A 24,429-nucleotide genomic window follows, 5' to 3' on the forward strand; every position below is an offset into this window, starting at 1 on the left:
TGTGAACCCAATAAAATAGCAGGAGCCTGAGCATCAACTCCTTCATATCGCCCACAAATATTTCCTACTTCATCTTGCCATACATGCATGCCAATTTCACGCATCCATGCTTCGACTTGTATATTTGTCTGTTTGTGTTCCTTAGATAAATAAACACGTGTCATTGCATTCGTATCACTGCTTATTTTTGCAAGCACTTCTATACGTTCCATCACTCTTTGAGCAGCAGATTCAGCATATTCCGAAGAAATTTCAATCATGAATTTACTCCTTCGCCTGCTGACGCATAAATATTCCAAGCTGCTTGCATGGCTTCACCTTGTTTTGTACAAAAACCCAGTCGATTCAGCACAGCTTCTAATGCTGTAAGCGTCTGCAAAACACAATCTTTTCTTGCGTTATAGCCCATCGTACCAATACGCCAAATTTTGCCTTGTAATGGGCCAAACGATGTTCCAATTTCAATTGAAAAATCATTTAGTAACATTTGGCGTACTTGTTCACCATGAATACTTTCAGGAATTTCCACACCAAGTACATTGTTCATACGATGTTCTAAATTACCAAAAGTATTTAGTCCCATATGCTGAATACCTGCCAACAAGGCATTGCCATGAAGTGCATGTCTTTCGATTGTTTGTGTTAAACCTTCTTGTAAAATAATACGTGCACACTCTCGTGCTCCGAAAAGCATTGTAGTCGCTTCTGTATGATGATTTAGACGTTCAGGCCCCCAGTAATCCATAATCATCCCAAGATCAAAATAGTTTGAGTAGATAAACTCATCATCACCTTGTATATGATCATCTGTACGAATCCCTTCTTCTACACATTTACGGCGACGAATAACATCTTCAAAACGTGCATTTAATGTAATTGGTGAACTTCCTGATGGGCCCGCCAAACACTTTTGTAAACCTGCTGAAACAGCATCAATTTTCCATTCATCTACTTTTAACTCATTTCCACCAAAAGATGCTGTGGTATCGGTATATAAAAGCACATCATGACGGCGACAAATTTCACCTAACTCTTGAAGTGGCTGTAGCATGGTTGTCGAGGTATCGCCTTGGACAGTTAGAAGTAGCTTTGGACGTACTTTAATAATTGCATCTTCAACCTGTTGAGGGTCAAATACTTCACCCCATGGGACTTCAATTGTATGTACTTCTGCACGACAGCGACGAGCAATCTCACAAAGTAGCTGACCAAAGCGCCCAAATACAGGGACTAAAACACGATCTCCTGGCTGAATTGAAGAAACAAGTAATGCTTCAATGCCTGCACGAGATGTACCATCGATCAACATTGTCCAATGGTTCTCAGTTTGAAATAATGCGCGATACAACTGCATGACTTCATTCATATAATGAGTCATTGATGGATCATACTGACCAACCAATTGTGTTGACATTGCGCGTAATACACGTGGGTCTGCATTAATTGGACCTGGCCCCATAAGTAAACGATGTGGTGGATTAATCTGCTTAAAATTATGAATATCTAAATCGTGCATTTCCATGAACCCTTTAATTATCTGCAATATCAATACATCTGAACCATGATCTAACCATCACTGAAACAAAAGTTTCAATAATTATTTTAATTGCAACAAATATGCCAAAAGATAATTGAGTCTATTCCAGTTCATCTAAACCCATATAAGCATCAGAAATTTTTTGAACTCTTGATTTTGAGTCATCATAAGATTCATGAAAAAAGGCATTACTTAATAAATTACAAAAACTCATTGCAGTGGCATAACTATCGAATGCCGAGATACTTTCTAAACGAATTTGAATGTGCCAAGATGACAATTCAATAAGCACTGATGCACTCTCTTCTGAAACAAGCAGCACAGGTACATGATGCTGTTTTAAATATTGCAATATGTGTCTTAGATGTGAAGGCCGACGGCGAAAAGCAAATAAAATAAAGAAATCTTTTTCTGTTAAATCAACAATTTCCTCAGAAAGTGTCTGCCCAGAATAGGGATAAAGAGATACATCGCTTCTAACCTGTAACAATTGCTGTCTCAAATGCAAAGCAACAGCATAGCTATTACGAAACCCTGTAATTGCAACTTTTCTTGCAGTTTTTAAGCGATTTAATATCGCGGAAAAATCAGATGCGCGAAGTTGTTGGATAAGTAGATTTAAATTTTGCTTTTCTTGTTCATAATGTTGAAGAAACAGTTGGTCTGTGGCGAGAAAATCCGTACTCTCAACAATAGGAACGCCTTGTTGTCTTAAATGACGTGTCTGTTCACGTAATTCTTTATAATTTTTATAGCCAAGTCGTTTAAATAATCGACTTACTGTCGCTTTAGACACCTGACTGAGTCTTGCAATTTCTGCACTATTATAGGTCACCAAATCATATGTGTGTTCCAAAATGAAGTCGGCAACTTTTTTCTCCTGAGGTGTAAGTGAAAAATAGGCTACTTTTAACTGTTCTTCTAAACTATTCATCATATTGACATCATACAAACATTAAAAACGCGTAAAACCAAATATGTTCTACGCGCTTATATATAAGAAATATTATTATTTATGTACAGCAGTTTCTTTCATGACCACTGTACGAACTTCGGTTTTTCTTGCAATCGTGCGATAAATCGTCCCACCTAGAATCACACCGATAAACCATGTAAATGGTGCAAATGCACTTAAAGCTGGGGTAAGAGTAATAACTAGACCAACAATAACAGATAGTAATAATGCAACAACTGCATGGGGGTTAATACCATTTTTATACCAATACGCACCTTGTTTGCTCTCACTAAATAGTGCATCTACATCTACATTTTGTTTTTTTATAAAATAAAAATCAGCAATTAAAATACCAAACAATGGGCCAATAAAAGCTGCAAGTACATCTAACGTATAGTGAATAATTTCAGGAGAATTAAATAAATTCCATGGTGTAATCACAACCGAACCAACTGCAGCAATCATTCCACCTGTACGAAAGCTAATTTTACTTGGAGAAACATTTGAGAAATCGAACCCTGCTGAAACAAAGTTAGCCACAATGTTAATACCAACCGTCGCAAGTAGTACAGTAATAACACCTAAAACAACCGCTGTTGTACTATCAACCAATGCAACCGTTGCAAGTGGATCTGTAATCATTTTCCCTGTAATAGAAAAAGTTCCTGACACCAATATGACCGTAATAAGCGAAAAGAAAATAAAGTTAACAGGCAAACCCCATAAATTTCCCTTTCTTACAGCAGACATATTTTTTGTATAGCGAGAGAAATCACCAAAATTTAATAATGGCCCAGAAAAATAAGAAACAACCAATGCCACCGCAATCACAAATTGCCCTACAGCACTGCCGTGCACAGCATCCTTTTCACTAAGATCAAAATTAATATTGTGCCAACCTGCTTTATTAATAATCCATGCTACGAGTGCAAGCATCACAACATAGATCATTGGCCCTGCCCAATCGATAAACTTCTTGATGGTCTCCATACCTTTCCAAAAAATGACAGCTTGGACAACCCAAATAAAACTAAAACATGCCCAACCTAATAGACTCAAATTTAGAAATGTTGTATGCGTAAAAACAGAAAGTGTAGGAAAAAATTTTAATAAAATAAGCATAAGTGCATTGGATGCTAACCATGTTTGAATGCCGTACCAAGACACAGCAATCACACCACGAATTAAAGCAGGAATATTTGCACCATATACACCAAATGCTTGGCGACTAATAACCGCATAAGGAACACCAGAGATTTGACTTGGTTTGGCAATTAAGTTTGCACAAACTTGCACAATACAAATTCCGACAACGAGTGCTAAAAGTACTTGCCAACTGGTGAGACCCAGTGTAAATAAACTTGCCGCAACCACATAGCCCCCAATGCTATGTACGTCAGACATCCAAAATGAAAAAATGTTATACCAAGACCACGTTTTTTTCGCAGGTTGTAAGTCTTGGTTAGATAACCTTGCACTATATTTATTGCTCATAGACCTAACTCACGATTTATTCTTACTCCTTTTGACTAAGCATAAATCGAGCCAAATCATAAAAAATTACCAACAAAAATTTATAAGTATTTAATTTTATAAATAAAATTCAAAAATTACATATAATAAAGAATTAAAAGCTAAAATAAAAATATGCACTTTTTTTGAACAAAATTAAGTCATAAATTGGCATAGATTGTGCTTCTTTCTCAAGAATTAGATAGATTAAAAGCAGGCTACCATTTGAAAATTCAAGTCATTAATCCTAATACTTCTAAAGATATGACATACTCTATTGGACTAAGTGCAACACAAGTGGCTCTACCTTCAACTGAAATTATTGCAGTTTGTCCTAAATATGGTGTCTCGTCTATTGAAGGACATTATGATGAGGCCATTGCAAGTGTTGGATTATTAGAACTTATTCAACATACACAATCTGAACAAATAGATGGTCATATTATTGCTTGTTTTGGTGACCCTGCTTTACATGCAGCAAGAGAAATTGCAACAGCACCTGTTATTGGCATTGCGGAAGCGGCTTTTCACATGGCAACACTTGTTGCAACGAAGTTTAGTATAGTAACTACACTTGCACGTACAAAAATTATTGCTGAACACTTATTACATGAGTATGGGTTTGTGCAAAAATGTGCAAAAATTCGCTGTATCGATTTACCTGTACGCACCTTAGAAGAACAAGAAGATGTTGCCTATGCAAAATTACGTGCAAGCTGTATCGAGGCAAAAGAACACGATGATATTGGTGCCATTGTATTAGGCTGTGGTGGTATGTCTAAAATGGTAGAACAACTGTCGAAAGATATCGGTATTCCAGTTATTGATGGTGTAACAGCAGCCGTAAAACTGCTTGAAGGTCTACATGCACTCAATATTCAAACAAGTAAGTGGGGAGACTATGCCCCACCTACCAAAAAATAACTTACTTATGCGTCAGGATAGTGATTTTGATACCAATGATCTGCAATATCCTGTCGACGGCAAATCCATACGTTTTCGTGAGACTGAATATAGTCTAGAAATTTTTGTAATGCTTTAAATCGTGCAGGACGCCCTAAAATACGGCAATGCATGCCAATAGATAGCATTTTAGAAGTATGACTCCCTTCCTCATACAGTAGGTCAAATGCATCCTTCAGATATTGATAGAACTGATCTGCATAACTAAAACCATTTGGAGAACAGAACTTCATATCATTGGTATCTAATGTATAAGGAATAATAAGATGCGGTTTTTTCTCGTCCCCTAATGATGTCCAAAATGGCAGATCATCGCCATAATAATCACTGTCATACTGAATCTCTGAAAACTCTGCAAGTAAGTCGCGTGTATTCGGGCTATCTCGCCCTGTATACCATCCCATCGGTGCTTGACCAAAGAGTTCTTTTAGCACAGACATGGCCTGATGCATGTACTGGCGCTCTTGCTCTATGCTCATATTCTGATAGTGAATCCAACGCTGCCCATGCGAAACAACATCGTAGTTTGCTTGCTTAATCGCTTCCACAATGGGCATATGACGTGCCAACGCCATACCGACACCAAATATAGTAAGCGGTAAATTTCTTTTTTGGAACTCCTCATGAATACGCCAAAAACCAGCACGAGACCCATACTCATAAATAGAATCCATAGATCGATGAATATCGGGATAACTTGCAGCGCCAATAATTTCAGACAAGAACTGTTCTGACCCTTCATCACCATGTTCTATATGATTTTCACTGCCTTCTTCATAATTTAAAACAAACTGCACTGCGATTTTTGCACCATTTGGCCAATTGGCTTTCGGATATTTGCCAGCGTAGCCAATTAAATCGCGTGAAGATGCCTGTGCTTGTATATCTTCAATAAGTGCTTGCCCTGTTAAATATGAATTGGTCACTGTCTATTCCTATCTTTTTATTCCATTTGTTGAATTAGATACAAGCAAGAAATACACCAAACTGTTTTTACGCTTGGATCAATCCGCTATAATATATCCGCCTTTTCCTCTCTATTGTAAAAACATACTTCTAGGTGAACCATATGACTGAAGCACATAAAGATTTTATTGATTCTAAAAACTTTAGAGTTTCAGTCGCCCCGATGATGGACTGGACCACCAAAGATTATCGATTTTTTGCCCGTCTATTTAACCCAAATATTATTTTATATACAGAGATGGTAACGACTGGTGCAATTTTATTTGGAGATGCAAAACGTCACCTAGACTTCAATAAACAGGAACACCCTCTTGTACTTCAACTCGGTGGCTCAGATCCTAAAGATCTCGCTTTATGTAGCAAAATGGCACAAGATTGGGGATACGACGAAATTAATCTTAATGTCGGTTGCCCAAGTGACCGTGTACAAAACAATAAAATTGGTGCATGTCTTATGGCTGAACCTGAGCTTGTCGCAACATGCATAGCGCAAATGCAACAAGCTGTTCAAATTCCTGTACATGTAAAACATCGTATTGGCATCGATGACATGCAGTCTTATGAGGAAATGCTACATTTTGTAGATACCGTTGCCAAAACAGGTTGTACTTACTTTGTTGTTCATGCACGGATTGCACTACTTAAAGGACTATCTCCTAAAGAAAATAGAGATGTCCCCCCTTTACGCTATGAAGATGTGTACCGCTTAAAACAAGAACGCCCACATTTAACGATTGAAATTAATGGTGGAATTAAAACTGTCGAGGAAACCCAGCATCATTTAAAATATGTCGATGGTGTGATGATTGGCCGTGAGGCATATCATAACCCCTATTTACTTGCGGAGTTAGGTGAATCTCTTTGGCAACTTCCACCGCCTGACCGTTTCGATATTATCGAACAAATGATTCCTTATATTGAGAAACGTTTAGCTGAAGGTGCACCACTTTCAATCATTACTCGTCATATATTAGGTTTATTTCAAAATTTACCTGGTGCAAGAAAATGGCGTCAAGCACTCAGTGGTGGACAAGCAAAATCTCTACAAGATATTCAAAATGCTGTAAAAAATATGAAAGAAGCCATTATTCGTACAGAAGCTTACTTAGCTGACAAACAAGATTAATTTTAACTGACCTCAGGATTGCAATTTCAATATTGAAATTGCATGATATTTCCAAGAAGAATGTAGAGAACATATGTGAACCTCTTTCAAGGCTGGACAACATTTGAAAAAACTTGGCTGACTGTATTTACTGTTATTCAATTCATTTTATTTTTTTGGTGGCAACAAACCACAATTGATCTAATTTGTGCATTGACCAATATGCTTTGCGTAGTGCTTGTTGCAAAAGGAAGAATGGAAAACTTTTTCTTTGGTATTATTGCCACTACCCTTTATGCATATATTTCATATAACAATAAAATTTACGGCGAAGCAATGCTCAGTGGGCTTTTCTACCTACCCATGCAATTTATTGGCTTGTTCTTTTGGCTAAAACATAAGAATAATGAGTCGAAAAAACAAACTGATATTCAAGTCAAAAATCTTTCTGTAAAAGGTTGGCTCATCATGCTTACCGTTGTGCTGACTTGCTCTTTTGCATATGCGGAGTTACTTTCATATCTTAATGCACAACAGGTTCACTTGGATTCATTTACAGTTGTCATCTGTATTATTGCTCAAATACTCATGACTATGCGCTATTCAGAACAATGGTTTTTATGGATCAGCTCTAATATTCTAGGTATTATTATTTGGATAAACGCAGGCAATTATGCCATGGTCATGATGACATGTGCCTCTTTATTTAATGCCCTTTATGGTTGGTATCATTGGCATAAAAACGCGCTAAATAACAAAGAAGTCATTTAAATTTAACCCCAAACGTTTATTTTATTTATCCGAGTTAAATGTTTTGATTGAGTAAAATCATGAACTGCATCTTCTGTAAAATGGTTAACAAAGAAATAGAACATCACATTGTTGCAGAAGATGAAAAATTTCTTGCCTTTTTATCTTTGTATCCAAATACACTGGGTACAACAGTAGTTATTCCCAAACAGCACTTTAGTAGTTATGCATTCGACTTAGATGATGATATCTTGTGCGATTTAGTCAAATTTACCAAGCAAGTCGCTAAAAAATTGGATCATTATTTTAATGATGTTGGGCGAACTGCTATGGTTTTTGAAGGTTTCGGAGTCGACCATGTTCATGCAAAACTCTTTCCCATGCATGGAACTGCCCAAACACAAGAGCACTGGCAATGTATTAAATCCTCTGTAGACCATTATTTTGAACAATACGAAGGCTATATTTCATCGCATGATTACAAGCAAGCAGATCATAAAGATCTAGCTATACTTGCTAAAAAAATTAGGCATAGCCAAACCTGATAAATCTCTACCTATCGATGATAAATTACGGTACTTTTTTGTCTAATTTTTTTAAAACTTCTGCAACTGCAACCATAGCAAAACTTGATGTGACGACTACTGCCGAGCCATAACCACCACAGCGTAAACCAGCTGTTGCACAAACATCTGCACTCGAAAATGGATTATCAATTGAATAAACACACGTAATGCCAAACTTTTCTTTTGGTTTTTTACAAATGCCTTTTGCACGCAGTTGGCTACGTAATTTTGCAAGCATTGGGTCTTGCTCTGTTTTAGATAAGTCCGCCACTCTAATTTTGAGTGGATCTAATTTCCCACCTGCACCACCTGAAACAATAAGTGGAATTTTATTAAAGCGACAATGTAGCATCAATGCAAATTTTGCTTTTACATCATCTATGCAATCTAAAACAACATCAGGCTTAGATGCCATTATTTCTTTTAGATTATCGTCAGATAAATAATCATCTACTAAATTGATTTGAATTCGAGGATTAATTTCGCGGCAACGCTGTGCCATCACTTCAATTTTCTCATGCCCCAAAGTCGAAGTCAGTGCAGGTAATTGACGATTTATATTTGATGCAGCAAGTACATCCATGTCGATGAGTGTAAGTTCTCCAATACCTGTTCGTGCTAATGCTTCGACTGCCCAACTGCCAACCCCACCAATACCAATGACCATGACATGACTTTGAGTATACTGCTCAAAAGACGATGCTGTATAAATCTTTTCTACACCTGCAAAACGGCGTTCATATTCATCATCTTTAGTTAAATCGGTCATGCAGTCTCAATCTTATTCATCTCTAACACATATATTTTAACGTGTTTTTATACAATCGTCAGCGTATTTAGCCTTAAGGTTTGAACCGAATTACTCCAAAGTAACTTTGCTAAGATATCTTTATCTATGTTTAAAGCTTGTGCCAAAGCTTCTAAAATATAATATAAATTTTCAGGAGTATTTCTGGTTCTAGTCACATGTGAAACTTGGCAACAAAGAGGTGTCATATCTGGGCAATCAGTCTCAATTACTAAGTTTTCAGCGCCAACCGTTTGAATTACTTGATGTAATTTTTTCGCATTTGGATTAGTCACTTGTCCTGTAATTCCAATTTTAAACCCAAGTTTTACAAATGCTTTTGCTTCTTCAACACCACCACTAAATGCATGTGCGATCCCCCCTTGTTTAAACTTTATTTTTTTCAGTTGCTGGAGCACATCGGCATGTGATTTTCGAATATGTAATAGCACTGGTTTATCGTATTGATCTGCCAGTAATAATTGTTTAAGAAAATAGTCTTTCTGTTTTTCGTAAACTTCTGGAACCTTATGTTGTTTTAAGAACGTATCTAAGCCAATTTCTCCAATTGCAATACACTCATGTGTTTGCAAAAACTGCTCAAGGATATCTAAATCTTCAGGTCTATGCTGTTCGATGTAAAATGGGTGTAAACCAGGTGCCAAATGACTTGTCGGTACAATATTTCCCTGATTATTTAACCATTCATGTGTATGAAGTAAATCATTAAATCGTTCGCGTAGAAAACCGATTAAGATCAATGCATTTACACCAGATTGTTTTGCTTTTTCTGCAAGAGTCTGACGGTCTTCATCAAATTCAGGCACATCAAAGTGTGTATGTGTATCAAATAATTGTAAGCTCATATAACTTACATATTCTTAGGTAAATAATTTGGCTTTACAATGCCGACCAGTTGCTCATACCCTATGGTGAAACTTGGCATTCCTACCACATAAGGCCCAATCTCATATTCTCCATATTGTAATACCAACCCCTTGTCATTAAAGTAAAAATTATGAGAAAGTTTAAAAGTCCATGCTTCTTCATAATCACTGGTACTTTCTGCCAAATTCTCACGTTTGATCCACTTTTCAAACTGATCATGTGCAAGTTTTTCCAATGCTTTTTCTTGTTCAGGTTGTAAAATATCTTCTAAATGCAGTTGTTGCTTGGTTGCTAAGTCAAAGTTGAAATATTGCTGAGAAGCTGAGCCATGTGCACCACCTAAAAAACTGTCCGTACTTAATTGCACAACAACCATTTGAGGGGTTTGCTTAACAATTTTAGGCTCGGCATGCAAACTAATATTTCCATTTGCACTCAGCTTTTTAAGTGTCTCATCAAGTGCCATGAATGAGTCGGCATACTTTTGAACCTGTATGCGATAATCATTTTCGGTAGTCTCTGGTATACTAGCGCTATTAGATGCTGATACGGCTGTTGTATCTGAACTTTCTAGAATTTCTTTCAGTTGATCTAAAGAAGCCTGTTGAATGGTCTGATCGATAAAAGGAGCGTTGCTCTGAATATGTTTCACAGAAAATTCAGGACAGTTTCGCCCACTACATTCATTCAAGTGTACGGGCGTGGTCACAACATTCCCCGTAAACTTAAATGTAGGTGCTTCATGTTTCACTTCAGAGACTGCAGGCTTTTCAGAAGTGGATGGCTCTTTCTTTTGACAGCCTGTCGTTATAAAACTTAAGCCTATTACTGAGCAACATAAAAACAGAAGCTTGTGTTTAGAATAATCCATTTTGCCTTCCTACAGAATCTAACCAATTACGCTAAGATGCAAAAAACCAATATACAATAGTGGTTATGTAATTTACAGATAAAAAATATAATTCATAATAAAAAACAGCCTCTTAAAAGAAGCTGTTCTGTTTTAATAAATCGTCTGTTTAGTGCTCACGCGTATTTCTAAATTCAACGTCTGGCCAACGTTCTTGCATAATTTGTAAATTCACACGACTTGGTGCAAGATAAGTTAAGTGTCCACCACCATCAACAGAAAGCTGATCATGTGCTTTCTTTTTGAAGTCGTTTAACATTTTCTCATCATCACAGTAAATCCAACGTACTGTATTTACATTCACGGGCTCATATATACAGTCAACTTTGTATTCTTCTTTTAAGCGATATGCCACCACATCAAACTGTAGCACACCTACTGCACCTACAATCAGATCATTGTTAATTTGTGGCATAAATACTTGTGTTGCTCCTTCTTCAGAAAGTTCCTTTAAGCCTTTTTGTAATTGCTTCGACTTTAAAGGATCTTTTAAGCGAACACGGCGAAACATTTCAGGTGCAAAGTGTGGAATACCCGTAAAATGAAGCTTTTCACCATCAGTAAATGTATCACCAATCTGAATTGTCCCATGGTTATGCAAACCAATAATATCGCCCGGCCATGCTTCTTCTAAATGCTCACGTTCACCCGCTAGAAAAGTTAGCGCATCTGAAATACGAATATCCTTGCCAATACGTACATGATTCATTTTTAAACCACGCTCATACTTACCTGAGCAAATACGCATAAATGCAATACGGTCACGGTGTTTTGGATCCATATTGGCCTGAATTTTGAAAACAAACCCTGAAAAACCTTCTTCGGTCGAAGATACTTCACGTTCTTGTGCGGGATGATCTTTTGGTGTTGGTGCCCAATTTACGAATGCATCTAATACATGATCTACCGCAAAGTTACCTAATGCTGTACCAAAAAGTACAGGTGTTTGTTTACCTTGTAAGAAAAGATCTTGATCAAATGGATCAGATGCCATTTGTACGAGTTCTAAAGACTCCTCAAAAGCTCTAAACGCCATATCGCCAATTTTGTCACGAATGTCTGGATAGTCATATCCATCACGAACTTCTATATCTGTAATGGTTGAACCAAAACCAGCCTTATACAAATACGTTTTATTTTCAGCAATATGGTATACGCCTGCAAAATCGCGCCCCATACCAATTGGCCATGTCAATGGAACACAACGAATTTTTAGAACGTTTTCAATTTCATCAAGTAACTCTAATGGCTCTCGAATCTCACGGTCCATTTTGTTTACAAATGAAATAATAGGTGTATCACGCATACGACAAACATCCATCAGTTTAATCGTACGTTCCTCTACCCCTTTTGCTCCATCAATAACCATTAATGCAGAGTCAACCGCAGTTAAAGTACGATAGGTATCTTCCGAGAAATCTTCATGCCCGGGGGTATCAAGTAAATTAATCGTATGCTGTTTATATGGAAATTGCATGACAGACGTAGTAATCGAAATTCCACGCTCTTTTTCCATTTCCATCCAGTCAGATGTTGCTGAACGATCTGACTTACGACTTTTCACCATACCTGCAACTTGAATTGCTTTCCCCCATAACAAAAGTTTTTCTGTCATAGTGGTTTTCCCCGCATCGGGGTGAGAAATAATCGCAAAAGTTCTACGTGCTTTTACTTCTTTCGCTAACTGCTCTTTAAACATTTAAATCATCTTCAATCTGTACACACATCTGTAAGCTTTCAATAAAGCAACTCAATATGTGAAATGCATATAAAAAAACTAAAAAGATTATATCTGATTCGATACCCTGTCGCTATCTTGAACCAGAAACTGCATCAACCTATTGAGAACTCACATGATCTTTACTACCCTTTTTCCAGATTTAAGATGAAGTATCATCTTGGTCTTTTTTGATTACATTTTCTTCGATTTTACTCGAAAGGAATTGAATCTTTAATACCTCTTTTGGCACAGGCTTACCAAATAAAAAGCCCTGAAAACTCAAACATCCAAGTTTTTTAAGAATCTCAAATTGTGCTTCCGTTTCCACACCCTCTGCTGTTACAGATAAGCCCAAATGCTGAGTTAACTTAATTAAACTTTCCAAGATCGCCTCATCTTTAGACTCTGGGGTTAAGTTTTCAATAAAGGCACGATCAATTTTCAACTCATTAACAGGTAAATCTTTTAAATATAAGAAGCTAGAGTGTCCCGTCCCAAAATCATCAATCGATAATCGAATACCTAACTCACGAATTCTTTCAAAAATATGAATACTGAAATCGATGTGATGCATTGCTGTGGTTTCAGTCACTTCAATCATTAAATGTTCAGGAACAATATTATAAACAGCGATTTTCTCTTTTAAGGTTTGGATTAACAGCTTATGCTCAATTTGAATGGTCGATAAATTAATAGATACAGGATATAGCTTTAGTCCTTGCTCTTCCCATAAAGCAATTTGCTTACATGCTTGTTCTAATACCCAATAACCAATTGCAATAATAAACCCAGTTTTTTCTGCCAAAGGAATAAATTGATTCGGCGTAAGTAGCCCAAGTGTAGGATGTTGCCAACGAATAAGTGCTTCTACACCGCATATCTGTCGATTTTGATCAAATTTAGGCTGATAAAATAAAATAAACTGATCATTTTCTATCGCAGCAAATAAATCATTCATCAAACGTGACTGATATCTTTCTGCATATTCTTCCGTTTGATAATTGAAGATACTATAAGTATTTCGGCCATTATCTTTAGCAACAAGCTTTGCAATATCTGCATGCATCATTAAATCTTGCAAATTTTCCCCATAATCAGGAAAAAGAGAGATCCCTATACTTAGCGTAATATTCACCATATGACCAGAAATACTAAATCCATCATGCATCATTGCTAAGATTTGCTGTGCAAGCTGTTCTGCTTGTTCTAGGTTTGTATGCTCAGATACTAAAAGGAATTCATCACCATTAATTCTAAAAATTTTCTTATGATGCGTTGAAAACTGACTCATACGCTGAGCAAATTGAATCAGAAGCTCATCGCCAACATGATTACCAAAAGCATCATTTATCGATTTAAAGCGATCTAAATCGATAAAAAGTATAGCCAAACTTTCGCGATGTAAGCGATGCTCAGACAAAGCCACTTTTGCATAGTTAATTAAATAAGCTCGATTAGGCAGCTGTGTAAGATTGTCATGAAACATAAAATGTTTTAGTTTTTTATTGGCCTCATGAAGCTGTATATTTCTTTTTTCCAAACAACTTTCAAGTAAAAATATAAATGACACAACAACGAACACGGCCAAGATAATAAACAATAATCCTAGAATAAGCGCGTTATCTTGATTAGGAACTGTCTGATACATTTCATTTGGCAAAGGCTGTATACCGACTGCGATCATTCCTAAAAAATGAAGTCCCAATATGGTTGTTGTTAGCAATAACGTTGCAGTTATTCTTAAGAAGAGAATATAGTTTGTTTCTGTTTTTATTTTATACGCAATCCACAAAGTACAACCTGAGCCTAAGATTGTCCAAATCATAGACATGAATATTATTTTACCATCATAATCAAACACATAGTTTGGAATTTGTATCGCAAGCTGTCCAATATAGTGCATACCCACCATACCAGAACCTAAAACAAAGCCTCCAAGCATGAGTTTGACCCATGAAAGTTTTGGTCGCGTTGTAATCCAAATCGCAAAAATAGCAGCAATTAAAGCTACCAAATAGGAGGCAATAACTAGTTTGTTGTCAAAATAAAAACCTTCTGGATAGTCACATGCATACACAGCAACGAAGTGCATACACCAAATAGACGCACTTAGTAAAATTCCAGTGGTTAAAATAACGAGCTTTTCGTCTTTATTATTATAAAAATGCTTAAACAGAATTCTTTTGGTTGCAAATGTTGCATAGCAAGTAATCAAAGTAACTAAGACTGAGCCAATGACCAACCAAATGTCATACCCTAATGCCAACATATTCAACCCAAACTTAAACTGGCTTTACTCATATTCTATGAATAATATAAAAAAGAAAATACTTCAAAAAAATATTAAAAACAAATTATACATGAACAGTAAATCAGACATTCTAAAATTACAATCAATATCATGTTATATCTGTGCTTATTATATCTTATATATTATACAGAAATATGAAGTTCTATAAAATTCAAAGATGTATATGATATACATCTTTGAATATAATCATTTATTTATCTTGTAACTTGGCATAATCAAGTAATATATTGGCAGCTTCTGTTACAAAAGCCTGTTCTTCGGGTAAAGGCGGACGTTGCCCTACTTTCATTTTGGCACGCGACTCAGCCAATGCATCCAAAGATGCTTGATAAGTCTCCCAATTACTATATGGCTTCAGATCTGTCAATTTACGGCGTTGGTTTTCTGCATCAAGCGTTTTTTGCTCCATGCGGTCAATTTCACTGCGACGATTGTCAATATCTAGCTCTACACGTTTTGTGTCATCTTCTTTCTTCGTAATTTGACTACGTGTTTGTAAATAATTGAACTGAGGATCTTGCGATACACGTGCAGCAGAAAGTTTATCTAGTTGTGGCATATATTGTTGCCAGTCTCCTTCTCGCTTAAATGCAGCAGTTGGAATGGTATCCCATTTAAGTGCATTTTTCGCTTTACGTTCACCAAACTCTTCATTGTAAATATCGACAAGTTTAATATCTGGAATTACACCTTTATTTTGCGTACTTCCACCCGTAATACGATAGAATTTTCTTTGCGTTAATGTCGCTTGACCATAAGCAATGTTATCTAACTGTACTTGGGCAGTTCCCTTACCGAGTGTGGTACTGCCAATAATCACACCACGGCCATAATCTTGAATAGCTGCTGAGTAGATTTCACTGGCAGATGCAGAGCCTAAATTCACTAAAACAGCAAGAGGTCCGGAATAAATCTGCTTACCATTGTCATTATCTTCAAAAATATTCACGTTGCCATTACCATCGCGAATTTGAACAACAGGGCCAGTTTTAATCACTTGCGCAATCATTCTCGCTACTTCTTCCAAAGAGCCACCTGGGTTATTACGCAAATCAATAATAATCCCTTCAACCTGCTGACTCTTTAAAGATTCAAGTGCTTTTGCCGTATCTTGAGCAACTGAACGATAGTCGGCACCATCACGGCGTGCGCGATAGTTTAAATAAAATGATGGAATTTCAAGCACACCAAACTTATGCACTTCACCATTGCGTGAGATATCAACGGTACGTGAACGTACCCCTTCATCCTCTTCTTTAATAATGTCACGCGTCAATGTTACATTACGTGCTTGGCTCATCGGTACACCTGTACCCCACACACGAATCGTAACTTTGGTTCCTCGTTTTCCACGAATCAGCCCGACAATTTCTTGACTTGACCAACCCACGACATCTTCCATTTTTTTGCCGTCTTGAGCAACACCAATAATTCGGTCACCAGGATGAATTTGTCCTGACTTACTTGCAGGTCCACCCTCAACAATAGTTTCTACTTTTATATAATCTTCATTTCTACGTTCTGGACGTATAGAAACACCAATACCTTCCAATTGCAAAGTTGTTTGACGATTCAACTCCATTGCATCAATTGGTGGAAAGTAATTGCTATGAGGATCGTACGTTAACGTCATCGCGTTTAGAATTTTTTCTAAAACGTCATCGCTCTTTAGACGATTAATTCTTTCTAATTTACGTGTATAACGTTTTTTTAATGTTTGCGCTGGTGTTAAATCTTCACTACTTGTTAAGTCTTGGCCGTTCGCTAAAGAAGGATCTGCCTTAAGTACCTTTTGTTTTGCATCATCTTCTTGCTTGGTAATCGTAAGATTAATGAGCTGCGATACTAAAATTTTATGCCAGTAGTCTTTTCGTTCACTGTCATTTTGAAAGTATGCTGCTTTCTCGCGATCAATATCTAAATATACACCTTTTTGATTTAAGTTCTGTGGTGTTTTCAACTCCTCAAGCATGTAGTTATAAAAGTTAACTAAATGCTGACGATATTGTGCATGAATTTCATAAGCAGCCGATAAGTCACCTGCCTTTAAAGCAGCCCCTAGTGTCGCCCCATACTTTTGCTTATAACCATTCACTTCTGATGCTAGAAATAAAGTATGGTCAGGATCGAGACTATCCAAATACATATCTAAAATACGCTGAGAAGTCGTCGCATCTAGTCGCATATTTAAATAATGTTGACGGTCTACAAGTGTTGCCAATTGTCTTGTAACTAGCTTTTGTGCCTGTGTAGGTTCTATAGTTTGGCGTGTGACTTCTGCGGTATTCGCTGCAACCGCATTAGACATGGTGTTATTAAAAAACAAACCACCAGTTGCTAAAGCAATGGCACAAGCGATTATTTGAAGTTTCATAAACGAATTATATTTCCTTGGTGTTTACCCAATTTTCATAAATTTATAAATATATGAAGTATGAAAATGTTAAATACACTATACCTTCTACATCATGTAGTTTTATCATATTCTCTACTAGCAGAATGTAGCAAATCATTGCAAAATTTACTCATTTTTTAAATCTATACAATAAACGGACAATATTATTATGATTGGCGCACTCATGTTTGACATAGAAGGTACCTCTTTAAATAAAGAAGATATTGAAATTTTAACAAACCCTCAAGTGGGTGGAGTCATTTTATTTTCTCGAAACATTGAGTCACCTCAGCAAGTGCGTCAACTCACTGACCATATGCGCCAAGTTAGACCAGATATTTTAATTGCTGTAGACCAAGAAGGTGGTCGTGTACAACGATTAAAAGCTGGATTTACACGCTTACCTGCTATGGGTCAGTTGGGCGAACTCTATTTATCAGACCCAACAGCAGCAATTGAACTTGCAAAAAATTGTGGTTGGCTAATGGCAACTGAAGTACTTGCTGTTGGAATTGACTTTAGTTTTGCACCAGTATTGGATTTAAATAATATTAGTGATGTGATTGGAGACCGTAGTTTTTCAACACGACTTGAAGATATTCCTATATTGGCAGGTGCATTTATGCAAGGTATGCATGATGCAGGTATGCCAACCACAGGCAAACACTTCCCTGGTCATGGTTCAGTGAAAGCAGACTCACATATCAGTGCAGCAACAGATCATCGCAGCTATGACGAAATTTCAGACAATGACATGCAAGTATTTAGTGAGCTTATGCCTCAATTAGATGCCATTATGCCTGCACACGTCATCTACCCTCTTGTAGACCGTAATCCAGCAGGATTCTCTAGTTATTGGTTACAGGAAATTCTAAGAAAACATTTAAGCTTTGAAGGTGTTATTTTTTCTGATGACCTGTCAATGCAAGCGGCATGTGTTGTAGGTGATGCTGATGAGAGAATTAAAGCAGCTCTTGAGGCAGGATGCGATATGGGTCTTGTATGTAATAACAGAGATGCAGCCAAACTTGCACTTTCAGCAATACAAAACTACCCGTTACCTGACCAAACCAGATTAGAACGTATGCGAGGGAAAATTCCTGAAAAAATGATGATTGACAATGAACTTTATTTAGATTCGACATGGGAAGAAGTTCGCAGTCAAGTCAGTGGATTCGTTACAAAATCAGTTATATAAGCATCTAAACTTGTTGAAGTGAATTTCATTTTAAGAAATCACTTCAGCTTAAATCTGTAATAAAAAATAAACGATTTGAACAAATCTGCTATGTCTGAAACATAGAATAGAATATAAAATAATATTTTATTTATTTTAAGTATTCTTCATGTCAAAAAACCTAATTTCTCATACTAATGACAAAATTCCCTATGAAAATGAGTTGCGCCTTGCTCACCTCAAAGAAAGAATTAAAACAAATTTTGACTCAGATACGTCCCTGCAACTCATTCAAGTATTGAATGAATTAAATGACTTCGAATTAGGGAAATTTTTAATTCAGCATGAAGGGTTAAATGGGCACTGGACCCATGAAGTCGTTACATGGAATGAGAAAAAAGCTGTAAAAAATAAAACTGAGAAAGCATTATTTGCAGAAATTCCTGCCACACTTGCGACTCGACAACGCTTTCATACCTTTAAACAGATCATTCGTTCTTTATTATCAGCCCCCAATCAAGTTATTGCCTCTATTCCATCAGGCTATATGTCTGAAGTGCTGTTACTAGATGCTGAAATACTAAAGCATACTCAAATGATTGCTGTAGACTTAGATAAAGATGCGCTAGATGGTGCATTTGCGCTTGCTCAAAATCAAAAAATTGCCGGAAAATTAAAATTAATTCATGAAGATGCTTGGAATATTCAGCTAACTGAAGAGGTCGACATCATTACAAGTAATGGCCTCAATATCTATGAACATGATAATAACCGTGTGATTAAGCTGTATGAAAAGTTTTACAGAGCACTAAAGAAAGATGGAACACTCATTACCAGTTTTCTTACTCCACCGCCTACACTATCACCGGCATCTCCATGGAAGATAGAAAATATCAATTTAACTGCGCTTCAGTTACAAAAAGCAATTTTCTTAGATATTTTAAATGCAAAATGGAGTGCTTACAGAACTGAAGACCTAACAAAACAACAGCTCGAACATGCTGGTTTTAAAGAAATAAAATTTATTTATGATAATGCTCATCTTTTCCCAACTGTAGTTGCAAAGAAATAATCTTTTACGAAAGATGGCGAGTTTTTTCTAGAGATAACTGGATGTCTCTGAATTAAAATTTGCATTATTTCAATAGACTGCTACTATTTAAATAAGATTTTTTGATTTAATTTTAGTCATGCAGCAATCTATCGAACAATATATGCAACACATCGGAAAGCAAGCACGAAGTGCATCTCAAGTGCTTGCTTTTGCCTCTACTAAAACTAAAAATAATGCTCTACAAGCCATTCATGATGCTTTAGTTGCTCATCAACCTCAAATTTTAGCAGCCAATAAAATTGATATGGAACGAGGTCAAAGTAACCAACTTGATGCTGCTTTACTTGATCGCCTAGAGTTAACTCATCAACGCTTCCAAGGCATGCTAGATGGACTTAAAGATGTTATCAACCTGAAAGATCCGATTGGTGAAATTACTGATTTAGCGTACAGACCTTCAGGAATACAATTGGGTAAAATGCGTGTTCCTCTTGGCGTCGTTGGCATGATTTACGAGTCACGCCCAAATGTTACGCTTGAAGCTGCTTCTTTAGCATTAAAGTCAGGCAACGCCATTATTTTACGTGGTGGTTCTGAAGCATTAGAGTCAAACAAAGCATTGGCTCAAGCTATTCAATCTGCACTCAAACAAACAGAGCTTCCTTATGAGGCTGTACAGGTCATTGAAACTGCAGATCGTGCTGCTGTGGGTGAACTTATTACACTTACCGACTATGTAGATGTCATTATTCCACGTGGTGGCAAAGGCCTTATTCAACGCATTACCAATGAAGCAAGAATACCTGTCATTAAGCACTTAGATGGTAACTGCCATGTCTATGTAGAAGCTCAAGCAGATATGAACAAAGCTACTCCAATTGCGATTAATGCAAAAACACATCGTTATGGTGTATGTAATGCCATGGAAACACTTTTAGTTGATCAGGCAGTTGCAGATCAATTTTTACCTCATATTGCAACACTATATGAAGAAAAAGGTGTTGAACTTCGTGGTTGCGAGAAGACACAGCATATTCTAGGTGACCGCGTTCATCCTGCAACAGAGGAAGATTGGTATACGGAATACCTCGGTCCTATTTTGGCTGTCAAAGTTGTCAACAATATGAATGAAGCTATTGTTCATATCAACCATTATGGTTCTCATCATACCGATGCCATCATTACCGAGAATTTTAGTTTGGCACAAGAGTTTTTGGCTCGTGTAGATTCAAGCTCTGTTGTTATTAATGCATCAACAAGATTTGCAGACGGTTTTGAATACGGTTTGGGTGCAGAAATTGGTATTTCAACAGACAAAATTCATGCAAGAGGTCCTGTTGGCTTGGAAGGACTCACTTCGCAAAAATGGATTGTATTAGGCCACGGCGAAATACGTCAATAATTAAATCATCGTAATAAATAGGTCTTATATAGGCCTATTTATTTTTTCTACTCTTTTGTCAATGACTCAATCATCATTTTATACGCATAGATATCATCAAAGATGTATGATTTCGATTTTCCTGTTCTTTCTTTTTCTTTCTGACAATAATTAATCATTTTATCAGTTGGAATTTTAGGTGCATATATTCCATCATCTTGAGAATTCACTTCAGATGTCTCAGATAAATGAGCACTCGTCTCACTTAAAGCAGCACGTGCTTGCCACGTTTCCCAACATTCTTCAATAGAAGCAATACGATACACACTCTCATCCCCATCTTGCTTCTGAGTCAGTATTTTTGCCGAACGGTGCGGATATTTCCCAATGATGTAACGCTCAAAAGCATTACGTTCTTTATCTAAATCAAACATAATATGGCGCTGAAAATTTATTCACTTATAGATTAAAAAGTATAATAACATCATAAATACGAAAAATTGATGACTTTATCTACTTAACTTAGTTTTTTATATTTCTTTATATTTTATTCTTAATTTTTGCATGAATTTTCACATTTATCGAATAAAGGAGAATTCATTTTTCTATAGGTATTTAGGGATAGTTCGGCTCAGAACACCACAACCTATTTATTTTATTTTATAATCTGAATCGCTAGCTAACAGCCCGCCTACAGAGAATTTTGAATATGACCACTATTATCAAGCAAGAAGACTTGATCACATCAGTCAAGGATGCGCTTCAATTTATTTCTTACTACCATCCCCAAGATTTTATTCAAGCCATGAGCCGTGCTTACGATCATGAAGAAAACCAAGCTGCAAAAGATGCTATTGCACAGATTTTAATTAACTCTCGTATGTGTGCAGAAGGACATCGTCCAATTTGCCAAGACACTGGTATTGTTAATGTATTTGTAGACGTAGGGTTAGATGTAAAGTTTGATCTGCAACTTAGTCTTGATGATGCAATTAATGAAGGTGTTCGACAAGGCTACTTAGAAAATTCTAACATCTTGCGTGCTTCCGTTTTGGCAGATCCTGCTTTTGGTAGAAAAAATACAAAGGATAATACACCCGCAGTTATTCATTATAAGCTCGTTCCGGGCAATAAGGTTGATATTACTGTTGCAGCTAAAGGCGGTGGTTCTGAAAACAAATCAAAACTTGCAATGCTTAATCCATCAGACTCTATTGTTGACTGGGTATTAAAAACTGTACCAACTATGGGTGCAGGTTGGTGTCCACCGGGTATGCTTGGCATTGGAATTGGTGGAACTGCTGAAAAAGCCATGATGCTGGCAAAAGAAGCACTCATGGAAGAAATAAATATGCATGAGCTTTTAAAGCGAGGCCCGCAGAATAAAATTGAAGAGCTTCGTATTGAAATTTTTGAAAAAGTAAATGCATTAGGCATAGGAGCACAAGGTCTAGGTGGCCTAACCACAGTTCTAGATATTAAAATTAAAGACTACCCTTGTCATGCTGCAGGTAAACCTGTGGGTATGATCCCTAACTGTGCAGCAACGCGCCATGCACACTTCCAGCTTGATGGTTCAGGGCCTGCACATATTCAAGCACCAAAGCTCGATGATTACCCTGAAATCACATGGTCTACGTCTAAAGCAAAACGTGTTAATTTAGATACCATTACTCAAGAAGAAATGAATACATGGAAGCCAGGCGACACCTTGCTGCTCAATGGAACAATGTATACTGGACGTGATGCAGCACATAAACGTCTCGTAGAAATGATTGATCAGGGACAACCTTTACCTGTGGATTTAGCGGGTAAATTCATCTATTACGTTGGACCTGTAGACCCTGTAGGAGACGAAGTCGTTGGTCCTGCTGGTCCAACCACAGCAACACGTATGGATAAATTCACACGTAAAGTATTAGAAAATACTAAGCTCTTTGGCATGATTGGTAAAGCAGAACGTGGACCACTTGCAATTGATGCAATTAAGGACAATCAGAGTACTTATCTCATGGCTGTAGGGGGTGCGGCATATTTAGTTTCAAAGGCTATTCGAGAAGCTGAAGTAGTTGCTTTTGAAGATTTAGGTATGGAAGCAATCTATAAATTTGTTGTTGAAGATATGCCGGTCTCTGTGGCTGTAGATGTAAATGGTACATCTATTCACGCGATTGCCCCTAAAATTTGGCAAGAAAAAATTGGAAAAATCCCTGTTATCGATGCGATGACACTTTAATCCAATAAAGTAGACATTGTGTTTATAGCTGTTACACGATGTCTACTTAATTGTAATCAGCGGAATTGATTTCATTATTCAGTCATAGTATTTTAAATCAAAAGTTCTATCATAACCCTATATAATCATAAGGCATTTATAATGACTAAATATATAAAATCATTTCTGTTATCCGTTATTATCTCTCAATCAATTACTACCGCTTTTGCTAGTCCTGCTCAACCAGCAACAGCACAAAAGATTGTCGAACTAACCCAACTAGAAAATGAGTTCAATACTAATATTAGAAACTTACAATCTATGTATATTAACCAAGCGACAGCACTGGTTAAACAACAAACAAACCATCAGACATTAACAGCAGCCGATAATCAAGCTATTGAAAAAATTATGCAAATTTTCAATAGAAATACTACAACTATTTCTAAGTCTGTAGATGTGAAACAAATTGCTAGTGAACTCTATCGTCAATCTTATACAGAAGAAGAGTTGCAAGCCTATAAAAGATTCTTAGAGTCTCCTGAAGGTTTATCTGTCGTGAAAAAACTTCCTATTTTCACTGCAAATTTAAATCAAGCAATTATTCAAAAAACTCAAGTTATTAGTGCTCAACACAATATGACAGAACAAACGAAACGAGAAATCAGTCAGATTCTCTCTGCACTACCAAAATCAAAATAATGCATTAAGGGAGTGTATGATAAATCGCATACACTTCCGCTTTAAACAACTTTTCATCATCTTGCTATCGTCCAATATCTATAAATACCTACCAGCATCAGCCTTAAGTCACTTTTCATTCGTCCATCTATTTTTTGTCCCGCCACCACTTCAAGAAAACTTAATTAAAGAAGCTATTCGACGTTCATACCTCAATGAAATGCTTACAAAAACACTCCGATATATTTGAACCTCAGCTACCCAAATTATTCTTAAAAAGCAGAATACTCTGGCGCCTATAAAGAGATTAAAACCTTTATCTCTCGGAGTATTGCAAATACTATCCAAACACTAAAGATATAGTCAAACAATCTAATTACTCATACAAAAATGAAAAAACATCTGAAAGAGTCGATCAATACAATCCTCTTGCCATTCTTTTCTCTTTTTCTTAATCCATGCCCAAGTCTTTTCAATAGAATTCAAATCAGGGCTATAAGGCGGTAACCATAAAATCTGATGCCCATGATGTTCTAGTAACTCCTGTGTGTCTGCT

22 protein-coding genes are annotated in these 24,429 nt (G+C 36.7%); 9 read left to right on the forward strand and 13 right to left on the reverse strand.

Going from position 1 to position 24,429, the window contains the following annotated elements:
- The 4 genes from I2F23_RS10985 to I2F23_RS11000 all read right to left on the reverse strand — a co-directional run.
- Nucleotides 1-260, reverse strand: a 260-nt coding sequence (locus I2F23_RS10985; protein ID WP_228286000.1) for a hypothetical protein, incomplete at its 3' end; no start/stop codon positions are given.
- Nucleotides 257-1,516 (reverse strand): pyridoxal-phosphate-dependent aminotransferase family protein, encoded by a 1,260-nt coding sequence (locus I2F23_RS10990; protein WP_213014714.1) that lies wholly within the window; start codon nucleotides 1,514-1,516, stop codon nucleotides 257-259. The genes I2F23_RS10990 and I2F23_RS10985, both read right to left, overlap by 4 nt.
- A gap of 121 nt (nucleotides 1,517-1,637) precedes the next feature.
- On the reverse strand, nucleotides 1,638-2,474 hold the full coding sequence (locus tag I2F23_RS10995) for a MurR/RpiR family transcriptional regulator (protein ID WP_228284789.1): 837 nt from the start codon (nucleotides 2,472-2,474) through the stop codon (nucleotides 1,638-1,640).
- A 72-nt stretch (nucleotides 2,475-2,546) separates the two neighbouring features.
- Nucleotides 2,547-3,986 carry an NCS1 family nucleobase:cation symporter-1 gene (locus I2F23_RS11000; RefSeq protein ID WP_195772644.1) on the reverse strand — a complete coding sequence of 480 codons (1,440 nt, stop codon included), beginning with the start codon at nucleotides 3,984-3,986 and terminating at the stop codon, nucleotides 2,547-2,549.
- A gap of 243 nt (nucleotides 3,987-4,229) precedes the next feature.
- On the opposite strand from I2F23_RS11000, the gene I2F23_RS11005 reads away from it, so the two are divergent.
- Nucleotides 4,230-4,928, forward strand: coding sequence for an aspartate/glutamate racemase family protein (locus I2F23_RS11005; RefSeq protein WP_228284791.1), 699 nt, complete (start codon nucleotides 4,230-4,232; stop codon nucleotides 4,926-4,928).
- A gap of 5 nt (nucleotides 4,929-4,933) precedes the next feature.
- On the opposite strand, the gene puuE is transcribed toward I2F23_RS11005, so the two are convergent.
- Complete coding sequence (gene puuE, locus I2F23_RS11010; RefSeq protein WP_195772645.1) at nucleotides 4,934-5,893, reverse strand: allantoinase PuuE; 960 nt, start codon at nucleotides 5,891-5,893, stop codon at nucleotides 4,934-4,936.
- Nucleotides 5,894-6,036: 143 nt separating this feature from the next.
- On the opposite strand from puuE, the gene dusA reads away from it, so the two are divergent.
- From dusA to I2F23_RS11025, 3 genes are all read left to right on the forward strand, one after another.
- Complete coding sequence (dusA, locus tag I2F23_RS11015; RefSeq protein ID WP_195772646.1) at nucleotides 6,037-7,059, forward strand: tRNA dihydrouridine(20/20a) synthase DusA; 1,023 nt, start codon at nucleotides 6,037-6,039, stop codon at nucleotides 7,057-7,059.
- 75 nt (nucleotides 7,060-7,134) lie between these two features.
- Entirely contained in the window at nucleotides 7,135-7,809 is a 675-nt protein-coding gene (gene pnuC, locus I2F23_RS11020) for a nicotinamide riboside transporter PnuC (protein WP_195772647.1), read from the forward strand.
- 59 nt (nucleotides 7,810-7,868) lie between these two features.
- On the forward strand, nucleotides 7,869-8,333 hold the full coding sequence (locus I2F23_RS11025) for an HIT family protein (protein WP_195772648.1): 465 nt from the start codon (nucleotides 7,869-7,871) through the stop codon (nucleotides 8,331-8,333).
- A 25-nt stretch (nucleotides 8,334-8,358) separates the two neighbouring features.
- Here the strand turns inward: I2F23_RS11025 and I2F23_RS11030 are convergent, their stop codons facing one another.
- The 6 genes from I2F23_RS11030 to I2F23_RS11055 form a co-directional block, all read right to left on the reverse strand.
- Entirely contained in the window at nucleotides 8,359-9,123 is a 765-nt protein-coding gene (locus I2F23_RS11030) for a tRNA threonylcarbamoyladenosine dehydratase (protein ID WP_195772649.1), read from the reverse strand.
- 47 nt (nucleotides 9,124-9,170) lie between these two features.
- Nucleotides 9,171-10,007, reverse strand: a complete 837-nt coding sequence (locus I2F23_RS11035; protein WP_195772650.1) for a TatD family hydrolase — start codon at nucleotides 10,005-10,007, stop codon at nucleotides 9,171-9,173.
- Between the two features lie 5 nt (nucleotides 10,008-10,012).
- Nucleotides 10,013-10,900, reverse strand: a complete 888-nt coding sequence (locus I2F23_RS11040) for an RsiV family protein (RefSeq protein ID WP_195772651.1) — start codon at nucleotides 10,898-10,900, stop codon at nucleotides 10,013-10,015.
- Nucleotides 10,901-11,048: 148 nt separating this feature from the next.
- Nucleotides 11,049-12,638 carry a peptide chain release factor 3 gene (locus I2F23_RS11045; RefSeq protein ID WP_195772652.1) on the reverse strand — a complete coding sequence of 530 codons (1,590 nt, stop codon included), beginning with the start codon at nucleotides 12,636-12,638 and terminating at the stop codon, nucleotides 11,049-11,051.
- 181 nt (nucleotides 12,639-12,819) lie between these two features.
- Nucleotides 12,820-14,928 carry a bifunctional diguanylate cyclase/phosphodiesterase gene (locus tag I2F23_RS11050; protein WP_195772653.1) on the reverse strand — a complete coding sequence of 703 codons (2,109 nt, stop codon included), beginning with the start codon at nucleotides 14,926-14,928 and terminating at the stop codon, nucleotides 12,820-12,822.
- A gap of 232 nt (nucleotides 14,929-15,160) precedes the next feature.
- Nucleotides 15,161-17,344 carry a carboxy terminal-processing peptidase gene (locus tag I2F23_RS11055; RefSeq protein ID WP_195772654.1) on the reverse strand — a complete coding sequence of 728 codons (2,184 nt, stop codon included), beginning with the start codon at nucleotides 17,342-17,344 and terminating at the stop codon, nucleotides 15,161-15,163.
- Between the two features lie 190 nt (nucleotides 17,345-17,534).
- Here I2F23_RS11055 and nagZ point away from each other — a divergent pair, with 190 nt between their 5' ends.
- The 3 genes from nagZ (at nucleotide 17,535) to I2F23_RS11070 (ending at nucleotide 20,998) form a co-directional block, all read left to right on the forward strand.
- Nucleotides 17,535-18,563: a beta-N-acetylhexosaminidase gene (gene nagZ, locus I2F23_RS11060; protein WP_195772655.1), complete on the forward strand. Its 1,029-nt coding sequence runs from the start codon at nucleotides 17,535-17,537 to the stop codon at nucleotides 18,561-18,563.
- 148 nt (nucleotides 18,564-18,711) lie between these two features.
- A complete protein-coding gene (locus tag I2F23_RS11065; protein ID WP_195772656.1) occupies nucleotides 18,712-19,614 on the forward strand; it encodes a class I SAM-dependent methyltransferase in 903 nt (300 codons plus the stop codon).
- A gap of 118 nt (nucleotides 19,615-19,732) precedes the next feature.
- Nucleotides 19,733-20,998, forward strand: a complete 1,266-nt coding sequence (locus tag I2F23_RS11070; RefSeq protein ID WP_195772657.1) for a glutamate-5-semialdehyde dehydrogenase — start codon at nucleotides 19,733-19,735, stop codon at nucleotides 20,996-20,998.
- 47 nt (nucleotides 20,999-21,045) lie between these two features.
- On the opposite strand, the gene I2F23_RS11075 is transcribed toward I2F23_RS11070, so the two are convergent.
- Entirely contained in the window at nucleotides 21,046-21,411 is a 366-nt protein-coding gene (locus tag I2F23_RS11075) for a hypothetical protein (RefSeq protein WP_195772658.1), read from the reverse strand.
- 275 nt (nucleotides 21,412-21,686) lie between these two features.
- Here I2F23_RS11075 and I2F23_RS11080 point away from each other — a divergent pair, with 275 nt between their 5' ends.
- Together I2F23_RS11080 and I2F23_RS11085 are read left to right on the forward strand one after the other, a co-directional pair.
- Complete coding sequence (locus tag I2F23_RS11080; protein WP_195772659.1) at nucleotides 21,687-23,213, forward strand: fumarate hydratase; 1,527 nt, start codon at nucleotides 21,687-21,689, stop codon at nucleotides 23,211-23,213.
- Nucleotides 23,214-23,354: 141 nt separating this feature from the next.
- On the forward strand, nucleotides 23,355-23,894 hold the full coding sequence (locus tag I2F23_RS11085; protein WP_195772660.1) for a DUF2059 domain-containing protein: 540 nt from the start codon (nucleotides 23,355-23,357) through the stop codon (nucleotides 23,892-23,894).
- A 351-nt stretch (nucleotides 23,895-24,245) separates the two neighbouring features.
- Here I2F23_RS11085 and I2F23_RS11090 read toward each other — a convergent pair.
- Nucleotides 24,246-24,429, reverse strand: a 184-nt coding sequence (locus I2F23_RS11090) for a transposase (RefSeq protein WP_195772328.1), incomplete at its 5' end; no start/stop codon positions are given.

The sequence above is a fragment of the Acinetobacter pollinis genome, from assembly GCF_015627175.1.
Taxonomy (GTDB): Bacteria; Pseudomonadota; Gammaproteobacteria; order Pseudomonadales; family Moraxellaceae; genus Acinetobacter; species Acinetobacter pollinis.

Bases quoted from the DNA above. Each gene is read 5' to 3' on its own strand.
- I2F23_RS10990 (WP_213014714.1), bottom strand. From the start codon at position 1,516: ATGCACGATTTAGATATTCATAATTTTAAGCAGATTAATCCACCACAT.
- I2F23_RS10995 (WP_228284789.1), bottom strand. From the start codon at position 2,474: ATGATGAATAGTTTAGAAGAACAGTTAAAAGTAGCCTATTTTTCACTT.
- I2F23_RS11000 (WP_195772644.1), bottom strand. From the start codon at position 3,986: ATGAGCAATAAATATAGTGCAAGGTTATCTAACCAAGACTTACAACCT.
- dusA (WP_195772646.1), top strand. From the start codon at position 6,037: ATGACTGAAGCACATAAAGATTTTATTGATTCTAAAAACTTTAGAGTT.
- I2F23_RS11025 (WP_195772648.1), top strand. From the start codon at position 7,869: ATGAACTGCATCTTCTGTAAAATGGTTAACAAAGAAATAGAACATCAC.
- I2F23_RS11030 (WP_195772649.1), bottom strand. From the start codon at position 9,123: ATGACCGATTTAACTAAAGATGATGAATATGAACGCCGTTTTGCAGGT.
- I2F23_RS11035 (WP_195772650.1), bottom strand. From the start codon at position 10,007: ATGAGCTTACAATTATTTGATACACATACACACTTTGATGTGCCTGAA.
- I2F23_RS11040 (WP_195772651.1), bottom strand. From the start codon at position 10,900: ATGGATTATTCTAAACACAAGCTTCTGTTTTTATGTTGCTCAGTAATA.
- I2F23_RS11045 (WP_195772652.1), bottom strand. From the start codon at position 12,638: ATGTTTAAAGAGCAGTTAGCGAAAGAAGTAAAAGCACGTAGAACTTTT.
- I2F23_RS11050 (WP_195772653.1), bottom strand. From the start codon at position 14,928: ATGTTGGCATTAGGGTATGACATTTGGTTGGTCATTGGCTCAGTCTTA.
- I2F23_RS11055 (WP_195772654.1), bottom strand. From the start codon at position 17,344: ATGAAACTTCAAATAATCGCTTGTGCCATTGCTTTAGCAACTGGTGGT.
- nagZ (WP_195772655.1), top strand. From the start codon at position 17,535: ATGATTGGCGCACTCATGTTTGACATAGAAGGTACCTCTTTAAATAAA.
- I2F23_RS11065 (WP_195772656.1), top strand. From the start codon at position 18,712: ATGTCAAAAAACCTAATTTCTCATACTAATGACAAAATTCCCTATGAA.
- I2F23_RS11070 (WP_195772657.1), top strand. From the start codon at position 19,733: ATGCAGCAATCTATCGAACAATATATGCAACACATCGGAAAGCAAGCA.
- I2F23_RS11075 (WP_195772658.1), bottom strand. From the start codon at position 21,411: ATGTTTGATTTAGATAAAGAACGTAATGCTTTTGAGCGTTACATCATT.
- I2F23_RS11080 (WP_195772659.1), top strand. From the start codon at position 21,687: ATGACCACTATTATCAAGCAAGAAGACTTGATCACATCAGTCAAGGAT.
- I2F23_RS11085 (WP_195772660.1), top strand. From the start codon at position 23,355: ATGACTAAATATATAAAATCATTTCTGTTATCCGTTATTATCTCTCAA.